This window comes from Pedobacter polysacchareus, assembly GCF_019802255.1.
GTDB lineage: Bacteria > Bacteroidota > Bacteroidia > Sphingobacteriales > Sphingobacteriaceae > Pedobacter > Pedobacter polysacchareus.
The window spans coordinates 391623-416720 of the sequence record NZ_JAHYSS010000006.1 but is presented as its reverse complement, the minus strand read 5'-3'; the positions used below and the strand labels follow the sequence as shown (position 1 = coordinate 416720).

The 25098-nt window shown below is 40.2% G+C and carries 21 protein-coding genes; 13 read left to right on the top strand and 8 right to left on the bottom strand.

The window, feature by feature from the left end:
- Positions 1 to 309 (top strand): hypothetical protein (locus K7X70_RS19245; protein WP_222538605.1); only part of this gene is annotated, 309 nt, incomplete at its 5' end.
- 12 nt (positions 310 to 321) lie between these two features.
- Here the strand turns inward: K7X70_RS19245 and K7X70_RS19240 are convergent.
- Together K7X70_RS19240 and K7X70_RS24580 are read right to left on the bottom strand one after the other, a co-directional pair.
- Positions 322 to 3216, bottom strand: coding sequence for a ligand-binding sensor domain-containing protein (locus K7X70_RS19240; protein WP_222538604.1), 2895 nt, complete (start codon positions 3214 to 3216; stop codon positions 322 to 324).
- Between the two features lie 46 nt (positions 3217 to 3262).
- Positions 3263 to 4045 (bottom strand): LytR/AlgR family response regulator transcription factor, encoded by a 783-nt coding sequence (locus tag K7X70_RS24580; protein WP_222538603.1) that lies wholly within the window; start codon positions 4043 to 4045, stop codon positions 3263 to 3265.
- Positions 4046 to 4275: 230 nt separating this feature from the next.
- Here K7X70_RS24580 and K7X70_RS19230 point away from each other — a divergent pair, with 230 nt between their 5' ends.
- Both K7X70_RS19230 and K7X70_RS19225 read left to right on the top strand, forming a co-directional pair.
- Positions 4276 to 4989, top strand: coding sequence for a ferritin-like domain-containing protein (locus K7X70_RS19230; RefSeq protein WP_222538602.1), 714 nt, complete (start codon positions 4276 to 4278; stop codon positions 4987 to 4989).
- A 17-nt stretch (positions 4990 to 5006) separates the two neighbouring features.
- Positions 5007 to 5852, top strand: coding sequence for a ferritin-like domain-containing protein (locus K7X70_RS19225; RefSeq protein ID WP_222538601.1), 846 nt, complete (start codon positions 5007 to 5009; stop codon positions 5850 to 5852).
- Between the two features lie 86 nt (positions 5853 to 5938).
- Here the strand turns inward: K7X70_RS19225 and K7X70_RS19220 are convergent, their stop codons facing one another.
- Positions 5939 to 7063: a CofH family radical SAM protein gene (locus tag K7X70_RS19220; RefSeq protein WP_222538600.1), complete on the bottom strand. Its 1125-nt coding sequence runs from the start codon at positions 7061 to 7063 to the stop codon at positions 5939 to 5941.
- A gap of 98 nt (positions 7064 to 7161) precedes the next feature.
- Here K7X70_RS19220 and K7X70_RS19215 point away from each other — a divergent pair, with 98 nt between their 5' ends.
- Positions 7162 to 8406 carry a M16 family metallopeptidase gene (locus K7X70_RS19215; protein WP_222538599.1) on the top strand — a complete coding sequence of 415 codons (1245 nt, stop codon included), beginning with the start codon at positions 7162 to 7164 and terminating at the stop codon, positions 8404 to 8406.
- Positions 8399 to 9673: a M16 family metallopeptidase gene (locus K7X70_RS19210; RefSeq protein WP_222538598.1), complete on the top strand. Its 1275-nt coding sequence runs from the start codon at positions 8399 to 8401 to the stop codon at positions 9671 to 9673. The genes K7X70_RS19215 and K7X70_RS19210 overlap by 8 nt, the downstream gene beginning before the upstream one ends.
- A gap of 30 nt (positions 9674 to 9703) precedes the next feature.
- Here the strand turns inward: K7X70_RS19210 and K7X70_RS19205 are convergent, their stop codons facing one another.
- Positions 9704 to 11596: a DUF3858 domain-containing protein gene (locus K7X70_RS19205; RefSeq protein ID WP_222538597.1), complete on the bottom strand. Its 1893-nt coding sequence runs from the start codon at positions 11594 to 11596 to the stop codon at positions 9704 to 9706.
- A gap of 2 nt (positions 11597 to 11598) precedes the next feature.
- Positions 11599 to 13611 carry a DUF3858 domain-containing protein gene (locus K7X70_RS19200; protein ID WP_222538596.1) on the bottom strand — a complete coding sequence of 671 codons (2013 nt, stop codon included), beginning with the start codon at positions 13609 to 13611 and terminating at the stop codon, positions 11599 to 11601.
- 222 nt (positions 13612 to 13833) lie between these two features.
- Here K7X70_RS19200 and K7X70_RS19195 point away from each other — a divergent pair, with 222 nt between their 5' ends.
- Positions 13834 to 14310 carry a GNAT family N-acetyltransferase gene (locus K7X70_RS19195; protein WP_222538595.1) on the top strand — a complete coding sequence of 159 codons (477 nt, stop codon included), beginning with the start codon at positions 13834 to 13836 and terminating at the stop codon, positions 14308 to 14310.
- Here the strand turns inward: K7X70_RS19195 and K7X70_RS19190 are convergent.
- Positions 14300 to 15130 carry an AraC family transcriptional regulator gene (locus tag K7X70_RS19190; RefSeq protein WP_222538594.1) on the bottom strand — a complete coding sequence of 277 codons (831 nt, stop codon included), beginning with the start codon at positions 15128 to 15130 and terminating at the stop codon, positions 14300 to 14302. The two genes, K7X70_RS19195 and K7X70_RS19190, sit on opposite strands and share 11 nt — an antisense overlap.
- An 85-nt stretch (positions 15131 to 15215) precedes the next feature.
- Here K7X70_RS19190 and K7X70_RS19185 point away from each other — a divergent pair, with 85 nt between their 5' ends.
- Genes K7X70_RS19185 through K7X70_RS19175 form a run of 3 tightly spaced genes read left to right on the top strand, consistent with a single transcriptional unit; the run spans position 15216 to position 19207 of the window.
- Complete coding sequence (locus K7X70_RS19185; protein ID WP_222538593.1) at positions 15216 to 16556, top strand: TolC family protein; 1341 nt, start codon at positions 15216 to 15218, stop codon at positions 16554 to 16556.
- 1 nt (position 16557) lies between these two features.
- Entirely contained in the window at positions 16558 to 17619 is a 1062-nt protein-coding gene (locus K7X70_RS19180) for an HlyD family secretion protein (protein WP_222538592.1), read from the top strand.
- Positions 17612 to 19207 carry an MFS transporter gene (locus K7X70_RS19175; RefSeq protein ID WP_222538591.1) on the top strand — a complete coding sequence of 532 codons (1596 nt, stop codon included), beginning with the start codon at positions 17612 to 17614 and terminating at the stop codon, positions 19205 to 19207. The genes K7X70_RS19180 and K7X70_RS19175 overlap by 8 nt, the downstream gene beginning before the upstream one ends.
- A gap of 137 nt (positions 19208 to 19344) precedes the next feature.
- Here K7X70_RS19175 and K7X70_RS19170 read toward each other — a convergent pair whose 3' ends face one another.
- Complete coding sequence (locus K7X70_RS19170; protein WP_222538590.1) at positions 19345 to 20292, bottom strand: ketopantoate reductase family protein; 948 nt, start codon at positions 20290 to 20292, stop codon at positions 19345 to 19347.
- A gap of 101 nt (positions 20293 to 20393) precedes the next feature.
- Here K7X70_RS19170 and K7X70_RS19165 point away from each other — a divergent pair, with 101 nt between their 5' ends.
- The 4 genes from K7X70_RS19165 to K7X70_RS19150 all read left to right on the top strand — a co-directional run bounded on the left by K7X70_RS19165 (position 20394) and on the right by K7X70_RS19150 (position 24105).
- On the top strand, positions 20394 to 21278 hold the full coding sequence (locus K7X70_RS19165; protein WP_255607430.1) for an alpha/beta hydrolase: 885 nt from the start codon (positions 20394 to 20396) through the stop codon (positions 21276 to 21278).
- Between the two features lie 5 nt (positions 21279 to 21283).
- A complete protein-coding gene (locus K7X70_RS19160; RefSeq protein ID WP_222538589.1) occupies positions 21284 to 21790 on the top strand; it encodes a GNAT family N-acetyltransferase in 507 nt (168 codons plus the stop codon).
- 202 nt (positions 21791 to 21992) lie between these two features.
- Positions 21993 to 23393, top strand: coding sequence for a S41 family peptidase (locus K7X70_RS19155; RefSeq protein ID WP_222538588.1), 1401 nt, complete (start codon positions 21993 to 21995; stop codon positions 23391 to 23393).
- Positions 23394 to 23499: 106 nt separating this feature from the next.
- Positions 23500 to 24105, top strand: a complete 606-nt coding sequence (locus tag K7X70_RS19150) for an RNA polymerase sigma-70 factor (RefSeq protein WP_222538587.1) — start codon at positions 23500 to 23502, stop codon at positions 24103 to 24105.
- Between the two features lie 140 nt (positions 24106 to 24245).
- On the opposite strand, the gene K7X70_RS19145 is transcribed toward K7X70_RS19150, so the two are convergent.
- Positions 24246 to 25094: a hypothetical protein gene (locus K7X70_RS19145; protein ID WP_222538586.1), complete on the bottom strand. Its 849-nt coding sequence runs from the start codon at positions 25092 to 25094 to the stop codon at positions 24246 to 24248.
- Between the last annotated feature and the right edge of the window lie 4 nt (positions 25095 to 25098).

Sequence of the window (25098 nt, the reverse complement as noted above, 5' to 3'; positions counted from 1 at the left end):
GACTGGACTGGACTGGACTGGACTGGACTGGACTGGACTGGACTGGACTGGACTGGACTGGACTGGACTGGACTGGAATTTGCTGCGGAAAATCAGGGGCAAAAAAAAATGGTAAAGTTTGAGGCTTTACCATTTTTTAACACACAAATGAAACCTGAATTGAGATATAGTTTTAGGTTAGGTAAAATATCTTTGATCAATTCTATAAGAACGCTTTTTACAAACTATGTTTGCTTTAATATCTATAACAAGTTTAGTGCAAATTTAGATATCAATTCTTTTTACTTAGTAAGTGGTACTTATAATTGAGTAAACGGTAATTTACGGATACATAGGGATAGAAATGGACACAAATGTACCCGATAAGCCAGTTTGCTGTACACTAATCTGTATAGGATTTGCTTCTACCTGGTTCAATAGATGGATGCGTTCTTTAGTCAGGTCCAGTCCCTTACTTTGGTGTTCTCCTTTTTTGTTTTTCAAAGAGTTTTCAATTCCTACCCCGTCATCTATAATTTTAATGATGAGGTGATCGGGGCCTTTTAAGTCAATGAGGATGTCGATTTTACCACCTTCTTCTTTAGGCATAATGCCGTGCCAGATCGCATTCTCAATATAAGGTTGGAGGATCATGGAAGGAATCATCGTTTCTTCCTTGTCTATGGCCGAACTTACCCGGATTTGATAGATCAGCTTATCTCCAAATCTTTTCTTTTCCAGGCTCAGGTAAAGCTCCAGGTAATCCAGCTCTTCTTCGAGTGTAATGAAACTCCGGGTACAGATTTCCAGGTTCTTCCTGATTAGCTTTGCAAAACCTGTCAGGATCTTATTGGCAGAATTGGTGTCCTTTGTGTTGATATAATGCTGGATGGAATTCATCACGTTAAATACGAAATGGGGGTTCATCATCGCTTGTAAAGCACGTTGTTCGAGCATCAGGATTTTATTCTTTAAGAGCAGCTGTTCCTGTTCTTTGTTTTTTTGCCGGCGTGTAACCACTACTGCCAACTTGTAAAAAGCGAGTCCTGCAAGTAAAAATACCAGCACGAGGAACCAGGTTGTTTGCCAGAAATAAGCTTTCAGCACAAAGCTTACTTTGGCTGGACTGCTCCAGTTACTGTTATTGGATTTTGCAGAGAGTTCAAAAACATAAGCTCCTGGTTCAAGACTAGAGAATTCAATCCTGCGGCTCCGGGTCTCGGTCCATGGTGCATCAGGTTTTAGGCGATACCGGTATAAAATGTTTTTATTCTGGAAATCAATGGCACTGTAAAAGAACGTAATGCTGTTATTCGAAGGCTCCAATATATGATCCGGGTGGTTCATGCCCAGTTTATTCTTGTTGTTCAGTACAGAAGTGATGTAAACCTTTGGCGCTTCATTTTTATGAATAGAGTAATTCACATCAAAATAAACCAGGCCACTATTGGTTGCAAAATAGGCATTTTTATCTCCTATAAATAAACAATTGACATCATCAGTCAGTAGGGAATTGGTAAAACCAAAGGATTCTACGACCGCCTTGTCATTTTTGAAATCAATCTTATTGATGCCGTTATTGGTCACTACCCAGGTCTGGTCGTGTTTTACAAATAGCCTTTTACAAATGTTATCTGCCAGTCCATCTTCCTGAGTGATGACTTTTAAAATACGGCCATTTCTCATGAAAATCAGGCCATTCCCATCTGTTGCCAATACAATCGTATGGTCGGAAAGCTCCTGGATGTCATTGATTCTTTTCGTTAACAGCGGTTGTTTGACAAAGAAATTGGTCAATATCCCATTAGAGAATTGCGATAAGCCATTCACATTGGAAAACCACAGTTGCTGTGCCTGATCATAAAACACCCGGTAAGAGCGGTTGTTAAAGAAATCCTCCCCTTGCTTAAAGGACAGGGAGGTGAATTCAAACCTTCGTTCCCGATCTGGAATAATCACTACTCCAGAGGAGAGTGCCAACGCAAGTTGCTTTCCTGCAGCAATGCTAAAACTTTTAATGACAAACATGGAGTTATTGGTTTCCTTCAGGAAATCGATTTGCCGGTTGTTCTGGTAAATGTCATTGATCCTGCCCAGGCCATAATCAGAAGCAAAATAAATGGCATGGTTCAAAGAGTCAAAAGCCAGCTGTTTAATGATATTGTATTTTTTTTGATCTGGCAATGCGATTTTACTAACCCCGCTATCTTTAAGGTCTACGATGTTGATTTTTGCTTCATCCAGACCAAGCCAAAGCCTGTTGCGGTCGTCGTGGGTAAGGCTTTTTACAATATCACTGCTCAGGCCATTGCTCTTGTTAAAGACATACAGGCGTTCATTTTGCTGTGGTAGCATATAAATCCCGTTGGTAGTGGTAAACCACATGTTCCCTTTGGCGTCCTTGATCACCTGGCTGGCAGCGATGTTATTCAGAAAATGCTGGGTTGTTCCATTAGGTTCCACATGGTAGATCCCTGCAGCATTACTGATCCAGAGATTCATGTTTTGATCGGTATAGAAATATCCAGGATCATTATTCAGGAGCTCAGGACTAAGTTTTACCTGCAATGATACCTGATTTTCTTTTCGGATATTCAGTCCTTTTTCATCCAGATAGGCTAAGGTTTTGTTCGGTAAATTGAGGGCAGTTTTATAAGATAAAGGTAGGTGTTGATGAGGAACAACTTTAAAAGTGTTCTGTTCCATGACACGAACAGAGGTATTGCTGATGGCCCATATTTTTCCCTGTTTATCTTCATGGACAAAGGCATTGATAAACTGACGATCGTGGTCTGCGGAAATATATTTCGTGATCGACTTGCCGTTGTACATTACCAGCGTATTTTTATTGGTACCCAACCAGATCCTTCCTTTGCTATCCTGGAAAAAAGAGACAATAACAGCATTGAATTTTAAGAGCTTTAATAGCTGGTTATTGGTCTCATTATAGATTTTTCCGTTAAAAAAATAACTGAGCTGACCATTTAAAGCCAGGAACCATATTTTGCCATCTTTATCTTCTTTTAACTGAAGGATCTGATTGTCAGGCAAACCGTCATTCACAGAAAATGTCTCGAAAATTTTCCCATCAAAACGACTCACCCCTGCATCCGTAGCGATCCAGATATAGCCTTTACTGTCCTGCATGGTATAAAAGCAGTTGTTGCTGGGTAAGCCGGCTTTGGTGTCAAAATGCTGCAGATAGGTGCTTTGCGCAAAAACGGTAACGCTGCCCATCAGACAGAAGATAAGGGGGTAAATCAGCCTTATCACCTTTTTTATATTAAGATTTATCACTTTCTATTCTGATATAGGATTTAACTTTTTCCGCAAAATCACTTGCACGTCTTCTGGAAACGGCAATCTTTTCTCCATTTTTCAAAAGTACTTCTACACCATTCTTTGAATTGTATTCCTTTAGGTAGTTTAAGTTCACAATACTTGATTTATGAATGCGTACAAATTGCTGCTCAGGAAGAATTTCTTCATATTCTTTTAAGACCTTGGAAACGGTGATTTTTTCTTTATTAGCCAGGTGAAAAACGGAATAATTACTGTCTGCTTCAATGTGAATAATATCGTTGATGTCAATTAAAGAATAGCCCTGGCCATTCGGCAGACTGATTTTCCGGATTTCAGAGCGGTCTGAAAGATTCGCAGCCAGGTTTTGTAAGCTTTCATTCCTGTTGTATTCTTTTTTATTCAGGGCGATGTATTTTCCCGCTTTTTCTACGGCCAGTTTGAGCTCATCGATATCAATAGGTTTCAATAGGTAATCCAGTGCATTGGCTTTAATGGCTCTCAGCGCATATTGATCAAAAGCTGTCGTAAAGATCACATGAGAATTATACTGCTGTGCCTGAGGGATCAGTTCAAATCCGTTTTCTCCGGGCATAGCAATGTCCAAAAAGATCAGGTCGATCTGGTGATTGCTCAATAGCAGCCTTGCTTCGGCTACAGATTTTGCAATTCCGGCGATATGAATGTTCTCGCAATTCTCCTGAAGCAGGAAATAAAGAGAGGACCTGGCAAATTCTTCATCGTCAACAATAATCGTATTTAGCACGTGTGTGGGGTTTATAGGGTCAATTTATTAAAAAAATGAGGGATGTAAGAATATTTTTTGACTAGTCTGAAAACCAAGCACTCATTTCTGCCGTAAATGCCTCTATAAAAACCTAAGAAATTTTAGAAAACTAAAACCTGCGCAGGTAAGTTTCATAAACTTTTGAACTAAAAACTAAAATTATGATTTGCAGATGCAAAATTGTGATTTTTTAACTCAAAGCTACAACTATGAAAAACTTACACGATGAAAAAGAAGTGCTGCAAGAGGAACGCAGTATTCTTACCGCTCCATTGCAACGCCGTTCATTTCTGCAATTTGCAGGTGCAGGCGCAGCAGGCATCGCTTTGATCGCTGCCGGATGTAAAAAAGATAAAAACATTGATAATGGTGGAGGGATGACTGGAGTTACCCTTGATTTTAAAGATGATTTCGGAGTATTAAATTATGCTTATGCCCTGGAGCAATTAGAGGCTGCATTTTATATTCAGGTAGCTGCTACACCGTATGCAAATATCAGTGCAGCAGAACTGGCTTACTTTAAAGACATACAATTTCATGAAATTGCTCACCGGGAATTTTTTAAAAATGCATTGGGCACATCCGCAATCGCAGGATTGGAAGTTGATTTCTCAAAAATCAATTTCGCTGATAGAACCAGTGTATTGGGTACGGCAAAAGCTTTCGAAGATTTAGGGGTTTCCGCTTATAATGGCGCTGGAAAATTACTGAAAAGTACGACTTATCTAACCTTAGCTGGTAAAATCGTTTCTGTAGAAGCACGCCATGCGGCTTATATCCGAGAGCTAATTTCACCAAACTCTTTCTCTAACATAGAAGTCGTGGATGCCGTGAACGGATTAGAAACTTCTCGCGACCCAAAAGCGGTACTGGCTATTGCTGGTGGCTTTGTCAAAACAAAAATCAACGTGATTAATTTATAGTCTTAACCTGAAACATCATGAATATCGTCGATATATTAGAAGAAATTGAAAAAGTAGATGGAGAAGTGTATGAACGCTTTAGTCCACGTAGAACTGCAATGAAGGAATTTTTCAATGTAGGAAAAAAAATAAGTCTGGCTGCAGTGCCATTGGCACTCGGTTCTATGTTTAACAAAGCATACGGACAAAGTACGTTACCTGCTAATGTCAAAGCAGTATTGCAATTTGCTTTAACATTGGAACATTTTGAAGCCGCTTTTTATACTCAGGCACTAAAAACTACTGGTGGTGCGGATTTCTCGGGGTCTACACAAGCAACGCTGGATAAAGCAGCTATTGGGATCATCTCTGCGCATGAAACTTCACACGTTAACTTTTTAAAAGGAGTGATTGGTTCAGATGCAGTTACCGCTAAACCTAGTTATGACTGGACTGCAAGCGGTGCTTTTCCAAATCCATTTGCAACAGGTAATTATGGTATTTTTCTTGCCGTTGCCCAGGCATTGGAAGATACTGGAGTTCGTGCCTATAAAGGGCAGGCCCCAGCATTAGTAGGGCAGGGTGGCGTGCTGGAAGCAGCATTGAATATTCACTCAGTAGAAGCGCGTCATGCCGCGAAAATCCGTTACATGCGTGCACAGAATGGTTTTTCTATTAAACCATGGATCACCGGGGGTAATGATAGTGGTGTTGCAAATGCAGCAGCAGTGTATGCCGGAGAAGAAAATGTGATTCAGGCAGGAATTACGATTACTGGAATTAACGGAGCCGCAGTGACTGCGAATGCCGCTTCAGAATCATTTGATGAGCCATTAACTACACAGCAAGTATTAGATATTGTGAAGCTATTTGGGGTTTCTTAAATAACATAGGGATTTGTTTAGGTTTAAGATGGGGGGAGGAGCGAGTGCTCCTTCCCTTTTTTCTTTTGCTTTTAATCACCTGTTCTTTAGTAATTGATGACTTGTTCTTCCAAATGTTCAGGAAGGTCGCGGTAATTGTACTGCTGACCACGAAGCTGAGGCTCGAAACCAGCTTCTCTGATTGCATCCTGAATTCCTTTCGCTGTAAAACGGTGTGGAGCACCGGCGGCAGAAACCACATTTTCCTCAATCATAATTGATCCAAAATCATTGGCACCTGCATGTAAACATAGCTCAGCTACATTTTTACCTACCGTCAGCCAGGAAGCCTGAATATTCTTAATGTTAGGTAGCATGATTCTGCTCAGCGCCAGCATTCGGATGTACTCATCTCCTGAAACATTATTGCTGATGCCTCTTAATCTTTTTAATAAAGTGCCGTCATCCTGGAAAGGCCATGGGATAAAGGCAAGGAAACCTTTGGCATCTGCCGGTTTTTCGCTCTGCACTTCTCTGATCCACACCAGGTGTTCAAAGCGTTCTTCAATGGTTTCCACATGACCAAACATCATGGTGGCGGAAGTAGTGATGTCCAGCTGGTGTGCTGCACGCATCACATCTAACCATTCTTTTCCGCCGCACTTACCTTTGGAGATCAACCTTCTCACGCGATCATTCAGGATTTCTGCACCTGCACCAGGTAAGGAATCCATTCCTGCTGCTTTTAAAGCGCTCAAAACTTCCGTATGTGAAATACCTTCCAGTTTAGCCACATGGGCAATTTCTGGCGGACCTAAAGCATGGAGCTTCAAGTCAGGATATAATTCTTTTAACTTTCTAAACAGATCGGCATAAAATTTCAGTCCGAGGTCTGGGTGGTGGCCACCCTGCAGCAGTAACTGATCTCCGCCTAATCTGAAAGTTTCTTCAATTTTAACTTTATAAGTTTCAATGTCAGTGATATAGCTTTCGTCATGTCCTGGTCTTCTAAAGAAGTTACAGAACTTACAGTTCGCAATACATACATTGGTAGTATTTACATTACGGTCTATCTGCCAGGTGACTTTCCCGCTAAGTACTTGTTTTTTCCTCAGTTCATTGGCCACATAGGCCAGTTCGGCAGTTGACGCATGGTGATACAGAAAAACGCCTTCTTCTTGTGTAAGAAAGTCGAATTTTAGCGCCCTATGCAATAATTCGGCTGTATTCATACTGCAAATATACCATAAGTTCCTTTCTTTTTATTTCACATTATTATCACATTTCCCTTTTGCTTTATGCTTATCTTTGCCAGATTATTTATATACATATGGTAGATTTTAACCGTTTTACATTGGCCAATGGATTGCGTGTCCTGGTACACGAAGATGATACAACGCCTATGGCGGTGTTAAACATTCTATATGACGTTGGTGCAAGAGACGAAGAACAAGATAAAACCGGCTTTGCTCATTTATTTGAACACCTGATGTTTGGTGGTTCTGTAAATATTCCGAGCTATGATGAGCCTTTACAAAGAGTGGGCGGTGAAAACAATGCTTTTACGAGCAATGACATCACCAACTATTACATCACCTTACCAGCTACAAATCTGGAAACAGCTTTCTGGTTGGAAAGTGACCGCATGCTGAGCCTTGCTTTTTCAGAGAAAAGCCTGGAAACACAGCGAAATGTGGTTTGTGAAGAGTTCAAACAAAGATACCTGAATCAACCTTACGGTGATGTTTGGTTGAAGCTGAGACCGCTTGCTTATAAAGAACATCCTTACCGCTGGGCAACCATCGGACAAGACCTAAAGCAGATTGAAGATGCTAAAATGGAAGATGTAAAAGCATTTTTCAAGAAACATTACCACCCGAAGAACGCCATTATGGTAGTTGGGGGAAATGTGAAAACTGAAGAAGTGAAGGCATTGTCTGAAAAATGGTTCGCGTCTATCCCTGCCGGGGAACAAATCGACAGAAACCTTCCTGTTGAACCACAGCAAACTGCTGCGCGTGAAGAGACAGTCGTGGCAGAAGTGCCTTTGAATGCAATTTATATGGCTTTCCAAATGCCGGATCGTGCCGATAAAGATTACCAGGTTTACGACCTGATGTCTGATATCCTTTCTCAGGGCCAATCTTCCAGATTATACAACAGCCTCCTTAAAGAACAGCAATTGTTCAGTGATATTCATGCCTACCTTACCGGAAGCATAGATAAAGGTTTATTCATTGTTGAGGGTAAATTGGTAGAAGGGGTGACGATGGAAGCAGCAGAAGCGGCGATCTGGAAAGAACTGAATGCCATTGCTACCGAGGAGGTGACTGTAGATGAGCTGACGAAAGTGAAAAACAAGTCCGAGTCCATTATTGTATTTGCAGAGATGAGCCTTTTAGATAAGGCCATGAACCTGGCTTATTATGAGTTATTAGGAGATGCCAATATGCTGAACACAGAGATCGACAGGTACCATGAAGTGACTTCATCGCGTATTTTGGAGGTGGCAAAACGCACCTTCGTTAAAGAACAGTCTTCAATTTTATACTATTTAACTGCCCAAGATGCTTAATCGTACATTAGCGCCTGAATCAAAACAGGTAGATGAAATAAATTTTATTCAGCCACTAAAGCAGCAGCTGGATAATGGAATCCCTGTATTTACCATCAATGCTGGTAAACAGGAACTGGTACGTATTGAGTTTATCTTTGAAAATGTAAACTGGGACCAGAACAAACCTTTGCAAGCGGTTACCGTGAGCCACCTGATCAATAACGGAACAGCCAAATTAACGGCCAAAGAGATTGCTGAAAAGGTAGATTATTATGGTGCTTTCCTGCAAACAGAATATGGTGCAGATCAGTCGAGCGTAAAAGTTTATACCTTGAATAAACACCTGGCTGCGGTATTACCAATATTGCAATCCATCCTTAACGAGAGTGTTTTTCCTCAGCAGGAACTCGATATTTATGTACAGAATCAAAAACAATCTTTACAGGTAAGCTTGCAGAAGAATGATTTCCTAGCCAGGAAGCATTTTGCGAATGCCATCTTTGGAGATTCCAGCTATGGTTCAAACATCGAAGCTGCAGATTATGAAGCGATACAACAGGCAGATTTATTCAGCTATTTCAAAACCGCTTATAAACCTGAAAACTGTACCATCTTTATTGCTGGAAAGTTCGAACAATCAGAGTTTGATCTTTTGAATGGTATTTTGGGAAAAACCTGGAACAATAAGGAGTCATCTGTAGTCAATAAATTTGATTTTTCTCCGGTAGCGGGGAAGGAACTGCTGATTGAAAAAACAGATGCGATCCAATCGGCCATCCGTATGGGGAAATTGGCTATTACCAGAAAACACAAAGATTTCCCTGGATTTCAGGTGATGAACTGCTTGCTGGGTGGATATTTCGGATCCCGTTTAATGGCCAATATCCGTGAGGATAAAGGATATACTTATGGGATTGGCTCCGCAATCGTTTCTTTGAAAGATGCTGGTTATTTCTTTATTGCTACGGAAGTTGGGACGGAGGTTTGCAACAACACCCTGATTGAAATCGAGAAAGAGATTGATTTATTGAAATCAGAGCTGGTTTCAGAAGAAGAATTGAACCTGGTACGTAACTATATGTTAGGTTCTATGTTAGGCAGTTTAGAAAATGCGTTTTCTCATGCAGATAAGTTTAAAAATGCTTATTTCTCTGGCTTAGATTACACTTATTATGATAACTATATCAAAACAGTGAAAACGATCACACCAGAAGATCTGAAACAACTGGCCAATCAATATTTGAATACTGCCGACTTTAGTAAAGTCATTGTAGGAAAGAAATAAGAAGCGTTTTTATAAAAATTGTCCTGGCTGCTATAGCTTAGCCAGGACAATTTTTTGTTTATCTGCTTGATGCAGCTTTTTACGAAAAGCCACGTAATCATTGTATTTCTCAGCAGGATAGGTTTTATTAGAGATGACGATCTTACGCTGGTAAGTCAGTGTGTTATCTTTGATCACCACCGTTGCCGTATATTTTCCGAATTCAGAGTCTACCGCTACATCTTTAGGCGCAAACTCAATTTTGAATCCCTGAGGGATAGTATAAACTACCTCATCTTCATCCATGTAGCCATACGGCACCGCAAAAGGTGTTTTTCTATGCTCTATAGCGGTAAGTGAGTTTTCTATCCTATTTAATAAATTTAAGGTCAAGAATAGTTTGTCTCCTCCTTTAGTGATCAGCTGACTACTCTTTAGTTGAAGACTGGAATTGATCACAGGTAGGTTCTTATCCGGTCTGGTATAACTCAATGAGCTAATTTCCATATTTGGGATGGAGAAGGAATTCATCACCCTTTTACGCTGTTCTACGGGTTCCATCAACAGCATGCTCAACTGATCTTCATATTGTGCATTTGCATATTTACTGTCTATCTGGATTTCTGCGGATCCTTCTTCATGCAGCAGCACTTTGGAGCTACTTTTCATGTAATTGCTCTCTGGTTTAAGTACAGGTGTTTCTACAAGTTTTCCGCCTTCTTCCGTTATCAGTAATACTGTTTTTCCAGAGTTTCCCTTGCCAATATAGCCTACTGGAGTATAGCTACTGGTACATTCCAACCAAGTGGTATCTTTTCCCAGGGGCACACAAAGGATCATGTGGTTCGCTTGGTTCATGCTTGCGAATTTGCGATCCAGAGAAGGCATCCCGTTACCGATAACAACCAAGTTGGATTTGATTCCTGCTTCTTCCAATAGGGCTTTCATATAATTTGAGAGTCCTTTGCAATCGCCATAATTAACTGCAGATACCTTTTCGGCAGAGATTGGTCTAAACCCGCCAATGCCCAATTGAACGCTTACATATCTGGTGTTTTCCTGTAGATACTGATACAATAATTTTATTTTTTCTGCTGTAGATCCTGCATCTTTTACAATACGCTGTACTTTAATCTTTGCTGGTTCTGTAAGCGTATGGCCATTTTTACTCAGCTCAAATATCCAGGAGCCCAGATTTTTCCAATTTTCAATATTAGCTTTTGAATTGTCATATTCGAATTGATTTGGGGTAGGGCTAACCCATGGCGTAACCGTTTTTATCCCGGTGCTTAATAATTCATATTCCAATGCTGGTGTCGCCATACAGGACCATTTGTATTCCATCTTGTCTTTGACCAGGCTAGAATCAGTTTTTAGCCCTTTGCTATGCTGATACTTAAAACTGAGTTCTTTAGGAATTTTAAAGGTGTATTCCGATTTTTCAACCGCTATTCCAAAAGAGTTTGTAGCAATCCAGGAAGTATAGGAAAGCAAACCTTTATAATCTATCTGATAACTGTATTCAATAGTATAGGGAAAACTGGTATGTCTGAAATGCAAATATTTTACCCTGCTTTCTTCATATAGAGCACCATCAGAAACAGCACTTTGATCTTTAAAATCTGTATTTCGATACTCTTTAACTTTCTGGCCTTTCGAATCGTATAGTGTTGCTTTTAAATTGGAGATACTGGAGAAGTTATCGTAAAACTCGCTAAAATCTGAACGACCTTCTCCACTTTCATTTAAAATAGTGATGGCAACTTTAAACTGTCTGGTGGCCGAGCCTATATTTTTTACTTCATAGGTCATCGTCTCATTTCTAACTACCGAATGTGCATTTTCTAAAAGTGCTGCGGGAATTTTACTCACATCGTAAACTCCCTGGGCGGTCAAATTTAGGCTGGCAAAACCCAATATGGCCATCAATATTATTCTTTTCATCCTTAGATCTTCTTTAATACCACTTGTTCTGCCTGCTTCCTCACAATGTTTTTGAAGAAATCCTGGATATCCTTATATTCTTCTGGAGTGTACAATGCTTTTTTGATGGATATTTTGCTGCTGATCTGTAACTTGTTTCCTTCTGAGGCTGTTAAAAACGTAAATGTAGCACTATTATCTCCCAGGTTTATCTTTTCGCTTTTTGGCAATTTCTCTAATTGATAACCTGCTGGAAATTCAATGTTAATGCGGTACATTTCTTCTGTTGGATGACCAAAATCAATTGGAAATTTTCTGTCTTCAAGCTTGAACGGGTTTTCGGTAGTTCTATCATAAAGTAATGGCATAAAGTAAAGTAGGTTACCCGCCTCTTCTACGTTATCCTCGATTTCTATATCCATAGATTCCACAATGTCCTCATTTTGTTTGTTTACATTGAGCAGTTCGTATGATTTTATGGCCAAACCAGTTTTACCGCTCTTGAAACTTTTTAAATAAGCAGCTTCATTTATAGATTTCTGGTAGGTATTGCGAAAGTCCAAGCCTTCATAATTTGTAAGTGAAGCGTAGCGTTTTCCAGTCAATTTATGATCTTCACCCAATACCAGCGCATAAGTAATCTGTTTTCTACTCACTTCTGGTTGTTCAATTGGTATCCATAGGCCTGCCTCAGTTTCTAAATCTACTTTCAGCCCTTCATGATTGAGGTTGTCGAAAGCAATCAACCCTGGAACATGATTTTTATCGATGGCATCCAGAAAAATATGGCCTTCACCTTTAGCAGGCACAGCCACAATCACATTGTCAAACTGACTGAGCATCGGCGTTCCCGAATGGGCACCATTGGATCTTGAACTTAATAACACTGGGGAAGCTGGAATGCCAGCCTCATTCAACAAGGCATAGAGCGTCAGGTTAATGTCTGCAGAATTTCCTGTTTTCTTATCAATGACAGACCTCGGATTACTTTCAGAAGCATAATAGTCAGTTTTGTTATTCCACTTGATATTATTCTTTACATAGTTGAAGATCAAATTGACCACGCTGTCCGTGTTTTTCTCTTCTTTTATGATTTGTTGAACCAAGGTTTTTTGATAACTCCTTTTGCCTGTAAAACCGCCGAATTTTTGACTTTCTTTAATCATCTTTACGATTTTCGGCCAGGTGTTGGTATAGTTTTTTACCATCTGTCCAGGGTACTGTATGCTGCTCAGCTCAAAATCTACTTTGCTGACGTAATCAGTTAGCGTCGTAATGAAGGGCTCGGGCTTTAGTGCCGGCACATTTTCAGCGATATAAGTGCTTTCCACAGCATTCACATTCACATTTTCCGTGCTGCTTGGGAGGTGGATTGACTCATTGGAATTTACAATCTTAGGGTTTAAGAAAACAAATCCCCCTGCTGTGGTTTTATAGGTAAAAAAATCAGGGATCTTTATTTTGTAGCTGGAATACAACACGGGAATAGTTTTTTGAAAGTACCAGTTCTTCAGCGTGAAAATGAAGTCGGAAGTCACCTTATACTTAAATTCTAAAATTGAACCCTCCTTTACATTAGGTAAAGTCATCTTTTTTAAGGTGTAATTCTTATCCTGTTTCTCGGAGAATTTTCCGTCGCTATTGAGTTTGTAAGGAACTATTTTGCCGTTTTCCATATTGTAGGTACAGGCTTCCAGACTACTTAAGGTACTTTCGTAACCGTTGCTATTATAGAGCTGTATTTCCAGGTCTGCGAGATCATACGCGTTTTTATTGATCACTTTATACCGGCAATGACGCTCATACACAAAGACAAAATCCTTGGTTTTCGGACTGATTTCAAACCATCCACGTCCAATATCAAAGATGGCGATTCCAGCCGCAGCAGAATCAACTCCCGTCGGCTTAATGTCAAATTCTGTAGGATTTATCTTCCCAAATTTAGGAGTTTTGATTTCTTTGCCGCTTTCCTGGGCAAAGACGTAGACTGAAGTCATGAGCAGCAGACTGCACAGTATGGACTTGATTTTATTCATGAGCGTTAATTTAATGGTGCAATATAAACACTTTTTCTCTATAGTAAAAACCATGGGCCTGTTTTTGTTTTTAGAATAAAGTAATTATCTTGTTGTTGCGCATAGCAGATGATAACTAGGCCTTTTAGCCAGGAAATTGATTTTTCCACAATTATCTAAACTATTAAATACAGATGGATTATTTGTTGATATTTGTGCCCAATTAAAATCTTTAAGCTAAATATGTCTCCGATTAAAATAGATGTGAACGACCTGACTTACAAAATAAATCCTGATTTGTCGACGATCGACTGGACTTACGTATGTGAGTTATTTGATAAGGTGGATTGGAGAACAAGGGTAGAAGCAGACATAGAAGCCGCTTTTAGAAGAAGCAGCTGGACTTTATTCATTTATAAAGATGATCAGCTGATTGCTTTTGGAAGAACCATAGACGATGGCAGGTATTATGCCATCCTTGCAGATATCATTGTGGATCCTGATTTTCAGGGAAATGGTTTGGGTAAATACCTGGTGAATACCTTAAATGAGAAGCTAGGCGACAATTACCATTTCGTAAACCTGACTGCTGCTCCAGGTAAAGGCGATTTTTATAAAAGCCTGGGTTGGAAAAAACAGTCTACCTGTTATATCTGGCCTCAAGGACCGAAACAAAAAAGACTGCATACCGAACCAGATCCGGAAGAACCTACAGCGTAATTCCCTCATCTGTGCTGAGGCTGGCAGTTTTCAGCGCTTTGAACGAAGAAGGTCTTCTTCCGGTCATCTTGAAAAAGGTGTTACTAAAGGAGGAGATACTATCGTAACCCACTTCATAAGCGATCTCACTTATCGTCAGATCGCTTTCTAATAACTTTTCCATTGCCTTAGTGATCCTGACGAGCTTCAGGTATTGAAAAAAGGAGATGTCCAGCGAAGCGAGAAAAACACGCGATAAGGTGCGTTCAGAAAAACCGGTTGCTGCGGCAATGCGCTCCAAAGTCAAATCTTCCGATAAATGCTGATGAATGTACTGTAAAGCAGGACGCAGGCGCTCATTATCTGTAGTCGGCACCACAATTGGAAGCGGATGTTTACTGATGTCCGGTAGGATGTTTTTCAGTGTATTTAAGAAATCATATTGAGGGCTGCCTGGCGCAATATTTCCATTCCAAAGTTCAGAATATTTGAGCATTTCCAATAACAAATTGTTCACCGGATAAATGCCGATACGATCAAAAAAAGGGTCCTGATTTAAACCATCAGGCGCAAAATAGATATTTCTTACTACCGCAGAGCGATAGCGGTGTTCTAAGTGGTGCGCAACACCCGCAGGAATCCATAGGTAATGACGGCCAGGTAAAAAGTACGACTTGTCGTTCGCATATAGAAAAATTACCCCGCCCTCTACATAAGTCAATTGACCTTTCAAGTGTTGGTGGTGACGAAACCGGTCTTCAAACTTGCTGTGCCATACATAAGTACTTTTTGGCTGTTCATCTATAGCCGATAAGAGGCTTTCTTTACTGTTATGATCCATGTGGCTGGTTTGAACAAATATATGTCACTTTAGATAAAATAAAGAAAGAATTCTTAGCCGAAATTTGTAGCATTAAATAATATATATGAATTTTAGCTCGTATAAAAGAACATTCCTCGGCGGAATGACCCTTCTTTTATCCTCTCTTTTTACCCATGCACAAGGGCCTGTGGATCCAGGAAATCCACTTTCAATCCGCCAGGTTTGGCAGCTTACAGACAGCAACAGCAGGAAAATACAAATGACACAGCTCGATGTGCTGGCTTCCGAAGCAGGAATTAAAGTGGCCAAATCGGAAAGGCTGCCAGAAATAGCGGCAAATGGGGTATTGGCACATATCTTTAAAATGCCCATTTATGAAAATGGTTTGTTTCATACGCCAACCCAATTTCCGGTAGAGCCGAAGTATTATAAAATATCCGGAGATGCTTACCTGAACCTTTACAATGGGGGTAAAACCAACCGTGAAATCGCCGCTTCAAAGACAGAAACTGAGCTGGCCATCGCCAAAAAGAACCTGAATAAACAGGAAATCCATTTCCTGGCTGCGGTGTATTTCTATGATGTTTACCGCAATCAGTCGTATCAGAATTTGCTGCTGCAAGACATTAAAGACAGGGAGAAACAACTGCAGGAAATCAATGTCCTGTATAAAAATGGAACCGTTCTTAAAAGCGACGTGCTGCGTGCGGAACTGCGTTTGTCAAAACAAAAAATGATGCTGACAGAAATTGAAAACAGCATCCATATTGCAGAGCAAAAGCTGAATATATTGATTGGCAGAGCTGATAATACACCTTTAATACCTATCATTTCTGATCAGGAAACTGATCCGGTTTTAATCAAAGGACTCGCCAATTACCTTGCAGCCGGACAATCGAATTCTTTTAAGCTGCAGATTTCTGAGAAAGAACAAAAGCTTGGGGAGTTGAAATTGAAACAGGTAAAATCTAATATCCTTCCTTCTGTTGGCTTGTTCGGAGAGTATATGCTGGCCTATCCGCAGATCCAGTTTTATCCTTATGCACTTGCTCCATATCGCAATGGTATGGCCGGTATCAAACTGAAAATACCTATTTCTAACCTTTATACCAATAAACATAAGGTCAAAGTGGCGGAGATTAAACTGCATCAGCAGGAAGTAGAAGACGAAGAAGTGAAAGACAATATTCGTCAGGAAGTACAGGAAAACTATATCCGTTATACGGAGTCTTTGAAACGAATAGAAGTGGCAAATGAAAACATTAAACAAGCTGCAGAAAGTTATCGAATTGTACAGAATACTTATTTCAACCAGTTGTCTTTATTGACGGATTTACTGGATGCAGAAACCCAGCTATTGCAATCCCGTTTTGAACTGACAACGGCAAAAGTGAATGCCAGAATACAATACTATCAATTAGAAAAAGCCGTAGGTAACCTATAATATGAACACGCAAACACAAAATAAAACAGATAAAAGAATTTCAGTAGTCACGACGGTCATTGCGGCTGTAGTGATGGTCGTTTTGCTGATCTGGGGAGGTAAAACGGTCTTCAGTTATTTACGTTATGAAGAAACCAATGATGCCCAGGTAGAAGAATACATTAATCCGGTAACTGCAAGGGTAAGTGGATATATCAAATCTGTTCGTTATATCGAAAATCAGGACGTTAAAAAGGGAGATACGCTGGTTGTGATTGATGACAGTGATTATACGGTGCAGCAAGAGGAAGCGGCAGCTTCACTTTCCAATGCAAAAGCACAGGTTTCCGTGTTACAGAGCAATGTGCAGACGGCCAGTACGCTCGCAAGTGCCAGTAAGTCGAAAATTGCGGCTGCTAAAGCAAAACTATGGAAGCAGCAGGCCGATTATGATCGCTATAAAAAATTATTTGAGGCGGAATCAGCGACTCGTCAGCAGTTAGAAAGCATGCAAAGTATGCTGGAGGTGGCACAAGCAGATTACAACGCTGCTCAAGAAGACTATGCTGCGGCAATTTCTAAAACCAATGATATTAAAGTGCAATCGGAAGTACTCGTTTCTGAAATCCAACGCAGAGATGCGGTGTTAAAAAGAAACCATTTGAATACTTCTTACACCGTGATTTTAGCCCCTTATAACGGTAAAATGGGTAGAAGAACGATTCAACCCGGACAACTGGTGCAAAGCGGACAAACCATTGCCTATATCGTGGATAAAGACGCAGGAAAATGGGTAATTGCGAATTTTAAAGAAACCCAGATCGGAAAGATGTATGCCGGAGAACCGGTAACTATTGAAGTAGACGCTTTTCCAGGCCAGTCCTTTGAAGGGAAAATAGAGTCTCTTTCTGCCGCAACAGGTTCCAGGTTTTCTTTATTACCTCCCGATAATGCCACGGGTAATTTTGTGAAAATTGCACAGCGTATTCCGGTAAGAATTCGTCTGGAAGGTGCTGATGCCTCCTTAACAAAATTAAACGCTGGAATGAGCGCAACCGTTCACATTAAAAAAGACCATGAGTAAATCACTGCCCATTTTTAAATCATGGGTTCCGGAATGGCTCATCAAACTGAGCATTCTATTACTGTTGTTATCTTCGGTATTGTTATTCGCCTTATCTACTGCAGATGGGGCAGCAGCAGCCGGGTATTATGGCATGGAACCTGCAGATGTGCAATTTTCCTTATTGCTATTTTATGCTGCAGTAGCTAGCTTTGCAGGGGTAGAACGTCGTTTTTTTGAACGTATCATTACCAAAGATTACCTCTTGATTTGTATTGTTCTCGAAATCCTGATCGCTTATTGCTGTTACCATACCCGGGAAATATGGCTGGTTTTTACTTTTAGATTTTTACAGGGAATTGTCAATTGCGGCATTACGAGCATTTGTCTGACGCTATTGTTTGGAAGATTAAAATCGGAGCATTCCAGAGAAGTAGGGTATACCATATTTTATGGAATGATTCTGTGCGTATCGCCAGTGACGGCATTATTTGCCGCGCCTTTGGTGGAGAATTTTGAATACAATGTTTTGTATAAAGCGATTATCTTTTGCTTTTTACCGACTGCAGCTTTGCTGTTCTCAATTTTAAACCGCCTGCACCTGATTCGTAAAAAACCTTTATATCAATTGGATTGGGCTAGTTTTTTACTGTTTGTTGTCATGCTGATCCTGATCGCTTATGTGTTAATTTACGGCCAGCAAAAAGATTGGCTGGAAGACCAGAGCATTGTTTACAGTATATTGGCCATCCTCAGCTTAGCAGTCCTGTCTGTTGTGCGACAAAAAGCTTTAAAGCGTCCTACCGTTGATCTTTCCGTATTCAAGTATCGTAATTTTAGTATTGGAATTGTTTTTTTAGTGATCTTATACCTAATCAGAGGTGCTTTTACCTTAACCAGTACTTACTTCATCACGGTATTGGGAATGGATTCCTTACACGCAAATGAACTCATGATTTTTAATATTTTAGGGATTATTGTGGGCTCCTATATTGCGATTCGTTTCTTAATTCTGCAAAAAATGCTGCGGGTATTATGGGTTGCTGGCTTTGCACTATTAGCCGTTTTTTTTACGCTGATGTGCTTTCTGTTTGCAACAGAAGCGGATGCCAGTACTTTTATCCTCCCGCTATTTTTGCAGGGTCTGGGAGTAGGCATGGTGATGTCACCAATCGTGATGTTTATCGTATCAGCGGTCCCGGTTCAAATGGGACAATCTGCAGCATCAGTAGGGGTATTGGTGCGTTTTTCGTCATTCAGCTTGAGTCTGGCCTTAATGAATTATTTTCAGTTGTATTTTAGAGGAAGCCATAATAATGACATGAGGAGCGGATTAACTGTACTTGATTTGGGTTTTGCTGATCGATTAACCGGCTATCAAAATGCATTGTCCAGTCATGGGATGTTAAAAGATGAAGCAGCAAAAGTTGCAGTCGGACTCTTAAATAAAGCGGTCCAAAAGCAAGCATTTCTCCAGTATTGTGTAAACTATTATGAAATCATTGCTGCAATTTGTTTGTTTGCTATTGTGCTGATTGCGCTTCAACCAGTAATCAGTAGAACGATCATCAATGTGAAGGGGAAAAGACCCGCTGCTGCAGGGTTTTAATTTGCAAACGGGCTTACAAATCGGCTTTTTTGAATTTTATCAAAAGATCATTCAGTACTCATCAGAAAAATCAGTATTCATCAAAAGATAAGGCTTAATTCTCTTTTGATGAATACTGGATTAGGAATCAGGAAATATCAATTGATATTTCCTGATTTTATTTCTTCATAAATTCTCGTGCTTTCCAGCACAGGAATATCCAATGCTTTTCCATAATCCATAATCGCGCCGGCAAATAATTCCAGTTCTGTATGTTCTTTTCCGGATTGAATATCCAGTTGCAATGAAGTAGGAGTGGTGTAAGGAAAAGTAGCTGCCTTTTGAAATGTATTTTCTATAATGTCACTTGGAATATCGATTTTTTTCCTGTCGGCAATTGCTTTAATTTCCTCCATAATCAAGGTCGCTCGTTCCCGCAATCCCGGGAACTCATTGATTTCTCCAATCGACTGATTGTAACGGGCAGAAACCAATCCAAAGCTGGCTATGAAGAAGAATTTTGTCCAGATGTCAGGTAAAGCATCCTGCTTATATTCAATGTCAATACCCGCAGATTTCATTAAATCTATTAGTTCCTGTGCATCATAGTCCGCGTGTTTTGGGTCATTTCCAACCACAATTTTACCCGCATTTCCTTTATGTTCTACGGTTCCTTTTTCTTTGATATGAGCAGCCACATATACACAGGCAGGAAGTACAATTCCAGTATGGATTACCTTTCTGATCCGTTCATAAATGTCTACGCCATTCATTAAAGGTAAAATTAGCGTATCTGCCTGGATCTTGTCTTTTAACTCCAGACAAACCTTTTCCAGGTCATATTCTTTGACACAAATCAAGAACACATCTGCTGCAGGGAGCACAGCAAGGTCTGAGTAGATTTCTGCTGGATGGGCGATTTGGTTTTCATGTTCTGGCGACAATAAGGTCAAACCATTTTCTTTGACGACAGTATAAGTTTCTTCTCTGGCTACAAAAGAAATCTGCGTTTCCTGCTGATTTGAATAATATTGTGCCAGTTTAAATCCAAAGTAACCGCCAACACCTCCAAGGCCAATGACAGTAATTTTTTTTGTTGTTTCCATTTATAAGGTTGTAAATAAGACGTTGCAAATTATCACAATAAATCATTGAATGCGGTTTGTTTGTGTCAAATGATTCCTATTTTTGAAAAAACAACCTATTTATGAAATACCTTTATTCCCTAATGATTTTGGGACTTTTTACGACCATTGATTCCAATGCCCAGCAGCAAAAGAAACCTGCCCGGAAAACCACTACCATCACCAGCTCAACAACAACGACTTCAACCACCAGCGAGAAAACCGAAAGCAGTCCTTTTTCTATTGGAAGGACAGATAAAATTCAATCGAACGTATTAGGCGAAAGCAGAACACTAAATGTCTACTTACCGGACGGTTACCATCCTGATTCTGCAAAAACTTATCCGGTAATTTACTTGTTGGACGGTTCTGCAAATGAAGATTTTATACATGTTGCCGGCCTGACTCAGTTTTTAAGCATGACGGAAACTATGCCTGCTGCGATTGTAGTAGGTATTGCTAACGTAGATAGAAAAAGAGATTACACTTTTCCTACTACTATTGCTGCGGACCTCAAAGATTATCCAACCACCGGCCATTCGGAAAAGTTCATCAGTTTCATCGGAAAAGAGCTGCAGCCTTATATCGAGAAAAATTATAAAACAAATTCTAGTAAAATGTTGATTGGCCAAAGTTTAGGCGGCCTATTAGCGACAGAAATATTGTTGAAATCGCCAGCATTATTCAACCAATACATGATTGTGAGCCCAAGTTTATGGTGGGACAATGAATCGCTGCTCGCTAAAGCACCTGAGCTGTTGAAATCATTGCCAGCTACAAAGACTAAAGTTTATGTTGCAGTAGGGAAAGAAGGAGCAGTAATGGAAGGTGATGCGAAAAAGCTGGCAGAAACCTTAAAGACGACTAATTTAGAAGTTCATTTTGTGTATTTCCCAGAAGGGAACCACGCCAATGTATTACACAACGCTTTGTACAAAGGTTTTGAACTTTTTAATCCTAAAAAATAACCTAAATGAAGCCGATAATTACTTCCAGTCTTATCGTAGATTCGCTGAGTATAAATGACGCTCCATTTATACTGGACTTGCTCAATACGCAAGGCTGGAAGCAGTTTATTGGCGAGCGAAATGTGCATGACCTACAGGATGCAGCACGTTACATTCACAAAATCATAAATGATCCGGCTGTCAACTATCGGGTTGTTCGTTTAAAAGGTTCAAAAATCCCAGTCGGCGTTTTGACAATCATTAAAAGAGATGACTTAGCACACCATGATATTGGCTTTGCTTTTTTGCCAGGTTACGCTGGGAAAGGCTATGCTTATGAATCTGCATCGGCCTTACTGGAAGCACCAGAAGTTCTCGCTGCCCACCCGAGATTGCTGGCCATTAGCTTAAAAGACAATGTCCGTTCTATTCGCCTTTTGGAGAAGTTAGGGATGATATTTGAGGAAGAAATCAACAGGGATTCCGAAGAGTTACTGCGTTATGGAATAGCGCTTAAAAGATCAGCGCTTTAAGTAAGCCATGCCTTTGCCATCCGCGATCAAGCTGATGTAGACCTCACAAACGGAATTTTTTTAAACCTATTTCTGCTGCCTCCAATGTTTCTTAAATTCAGATGATTCTATAATTTGAGTGTTCAAATGTAATGATTTTAGCCTGCTGGCTTAACAATTTGTTTATACTGCATCTTTAAGTTTGTAGGGTTAACGCTGTCCTATGAAATTTAAAAGCCTGTTTTCCTGTTTGGTAATGCTCCTGTTGCTGATGAGCTGTAAAAAGGATAAATCTACGCCCATCTATCCCGAAGGGAGCAATGAACAGATCAATACCTGGATCTTAGACAGCCTTCGTAAGTATTATTACTGGTCTGATGCGCTGCCTAAAACAGCAGCACTTGAACAAGCTCCACCAGCATTTTTTAATTCCATCAGGAATTCCGCAGATCGTTTCTCCTGGCTTTACCTGCCTAGTGATGCCAGTACTTTTGCTATCAGCACACGTGCTTTATACGGCTATGATTATACCATATTTGAAGAGCCTGCAAGCAAAAAGGTCCTTTGTGTCATCAAATCTGTCTTAAAGGGATCTCCGGCAGAACGATCTGGCCTGAAAAGAGGAGATTACATCCGCAAACTTAATGGGCAGGAATTTAGTAAGGACCGCATTCAGATCCTGGAAAAAGAACTGATCAGTGGGAGAAGCTGCCGATTGACTTTAGCTAAATTTCAGGACGGAGTGTTTTCCGAAGATCGAGAACTGAACATAATTGCTGGATTAACGCCTTATGCACAGCCTGCAATTTCTCAAATTCTGGAAAGCGGCGGTCAGCATATCGGGTATATTTATCTTGATGATTTTTCGGCTGGAACATTGAATGGAATACTGCCCATATTTTCTCAATTTAAAAATATAGGCCTGACGGATTTGATCATTGATCTGCGGTATAATTCTGGTGGGGAGGTGTCAGAAGCAGCGGGACTTTGCGCCATGATTCCGGCAGGAATAACCGCAGAAAGCCCATTTATTACCTACAAAGGAAATAAAAATGGAGGCAGCAGGAATGAATCTATTGGCACTGCAGCCGCTGATGTACCCATCATCGATTTTAAAGCAGTCTTGCAGCTTAATCTAGGCTTGAGCAGGGTGTTTATATTGACAACAGCTGGAACGGCCTCAGCGGCAGAATTGGTCGTCAATAACCTGAAGCCTTACCTTCAGGTTAAAGTAGTCGGTGCACAAACGCTCGGGAAAGATGAAGCCAGTTTTTTAATTGAAGATCAGCGCAGTCCAAAAAAGGTAGCCTGGGAAATGTACCCGATCATTTATAAATTATTTAATGCCAATGGACAGGGAGGCTATCAGAACGGTATTCCCCCTGATGTAGCCGTCAATGAATTGAATCAGCTGCCACTTTTGCCCTTTGGCGATGTAAACGATCCCCTGTTAAAAGCTGCGCTGGATCAGATTGGCTTCCTAAAACCTGCAGCGCTGGCCGGCAGAGGTTCCAAAACTTCCCTACTCCAACAAGAAAATGGGAGTGGACCAGGAAATGCAATGGTTTTTTCTGATACACATCAGCAAAAAGCAGAAAACAGCATCGTTTTCACACATCGGTAAATTGATGATGATAGGTATATATATTTGACTTAAGCTTAATACTGAGTTAAAATGAGTGCTGTACTTTCGAAATAGAAAAACGCATCACTCATAATTCTCAATTATTTTGAAACAGTTAGATAAGGTCCTGCTTGAAAAATTAGTTGTTTTACTCCGCGAAGGTGACACTGCTGCCTTTAACGAGTTGTATTATCGTTATAAAGGTAAAATCCATCAATTTGCTTATCGCTTTGTAAGGTGCTCCGAAACCGCCACTGAATTAACGCAGTTGGTATTCGTACGTTTATGGAAATACAAACATACGCTGGATGCAAGCAAAGACTTTGATGCGTTCTTATTAACCATCACCAGAAATTTGGTGTACAAAGAATTCCAGCGGAAAGCAAAAGCTGATACTTATCAAAATGAGCTTTCAAAACAGGAACATACCTATGATCCCGTGGCCAGTTTTATGGACCTGCAAGATTATCGCCAGCTGGCAGAAAGTGCCATCGAGAGCTTGCCTCCCCAAAGTAAAAAAGTGTTTAAGCTGAGCAGGGAAGAAGGTGCAAGTTATGAGCGGATTTCGAATGAACTCAACATTTCAAAAAATACAGTACACAGTCACATGGCAAAATCATTGAGCCATATCCGACAGTATTTTAAGATTCATACGCCAGAAACGGTATTGGTTTGGCTGCCAGTTTTGTGCACTGCGGTTATCAACTGGTAAGTGAGGAGCTGAATTTAATGATTAAATTTTTAGGGCAGATTGCGCCAATGGAAACCATCTCAGAATACTCAAATTATAAAAGATTTAAATAGAAGGACATTCTGAAATACTGAGGTTAATTTCGGATGACCTTTTTCATATTATTTCCTATATAAAGGAGTTCTCTTCAATAAATACTCCAGCGGACTGCTGTAGGATCCATCCGTATTGCTTAGGAAAGCTTTATGCGTTTGGTTATAGATGCTGGCATTATTGTCCATATAAATATGGAGACTCACTGAAACATCATATCGCTGAACAGAATTGCTGTTTGTAGTGCCATAAGTGGAAACACCTTTTACCTTATCGTTATCATTACGTTTTACATTAGTGCTGGCAACATCGCTGCTGGAACTGGTTTGATAACCCTTGTTTTGTGTGATAGAACCATCTATTACATATTCTACCCCAAGGATATCACAAATCTCTTTCATCGTAAAATTGATCATTTTGTCTTTCGTTACCCCGGCTTTATTTAACAGGGCATTGGTGGTTCTTGGATCAAGAATGGTGTATCCCGCCGAATGCTGTGATAGAAAACCGTAGGCATCTTCCTGCGCTTTATAACCGATGGCCTCAGCGCCCGGTTGATTGTCCATGAGAAAGTTAAAGGGGAGAATCGCAATCTTATTGTGATGATCTGCTGAGGAGGCCGTCATAGTTACCTGATCCTGCTGACGGTTTTGTGCAGGACTGTTTTGTTGGCTAATGTTCTCAATCCTGCCGCTCGCATGTACAATTCGGGCAATTTCCGATTTTTTGATGACGTATTCTGCAGTTTCTCCGGCATAAACAAAAGTGACATCACTGTCGGTAATTTTAATCACCTTACCTTTCATTTCCTCACCATCAATTTTTTGAACCACATCTTGTTTCGCATTATTGCCGGTTTGAGCCATTAAATTCATAGAAAATAAGGCTAAAATTAAAAAGCTATACCATCTTTTCATCGTT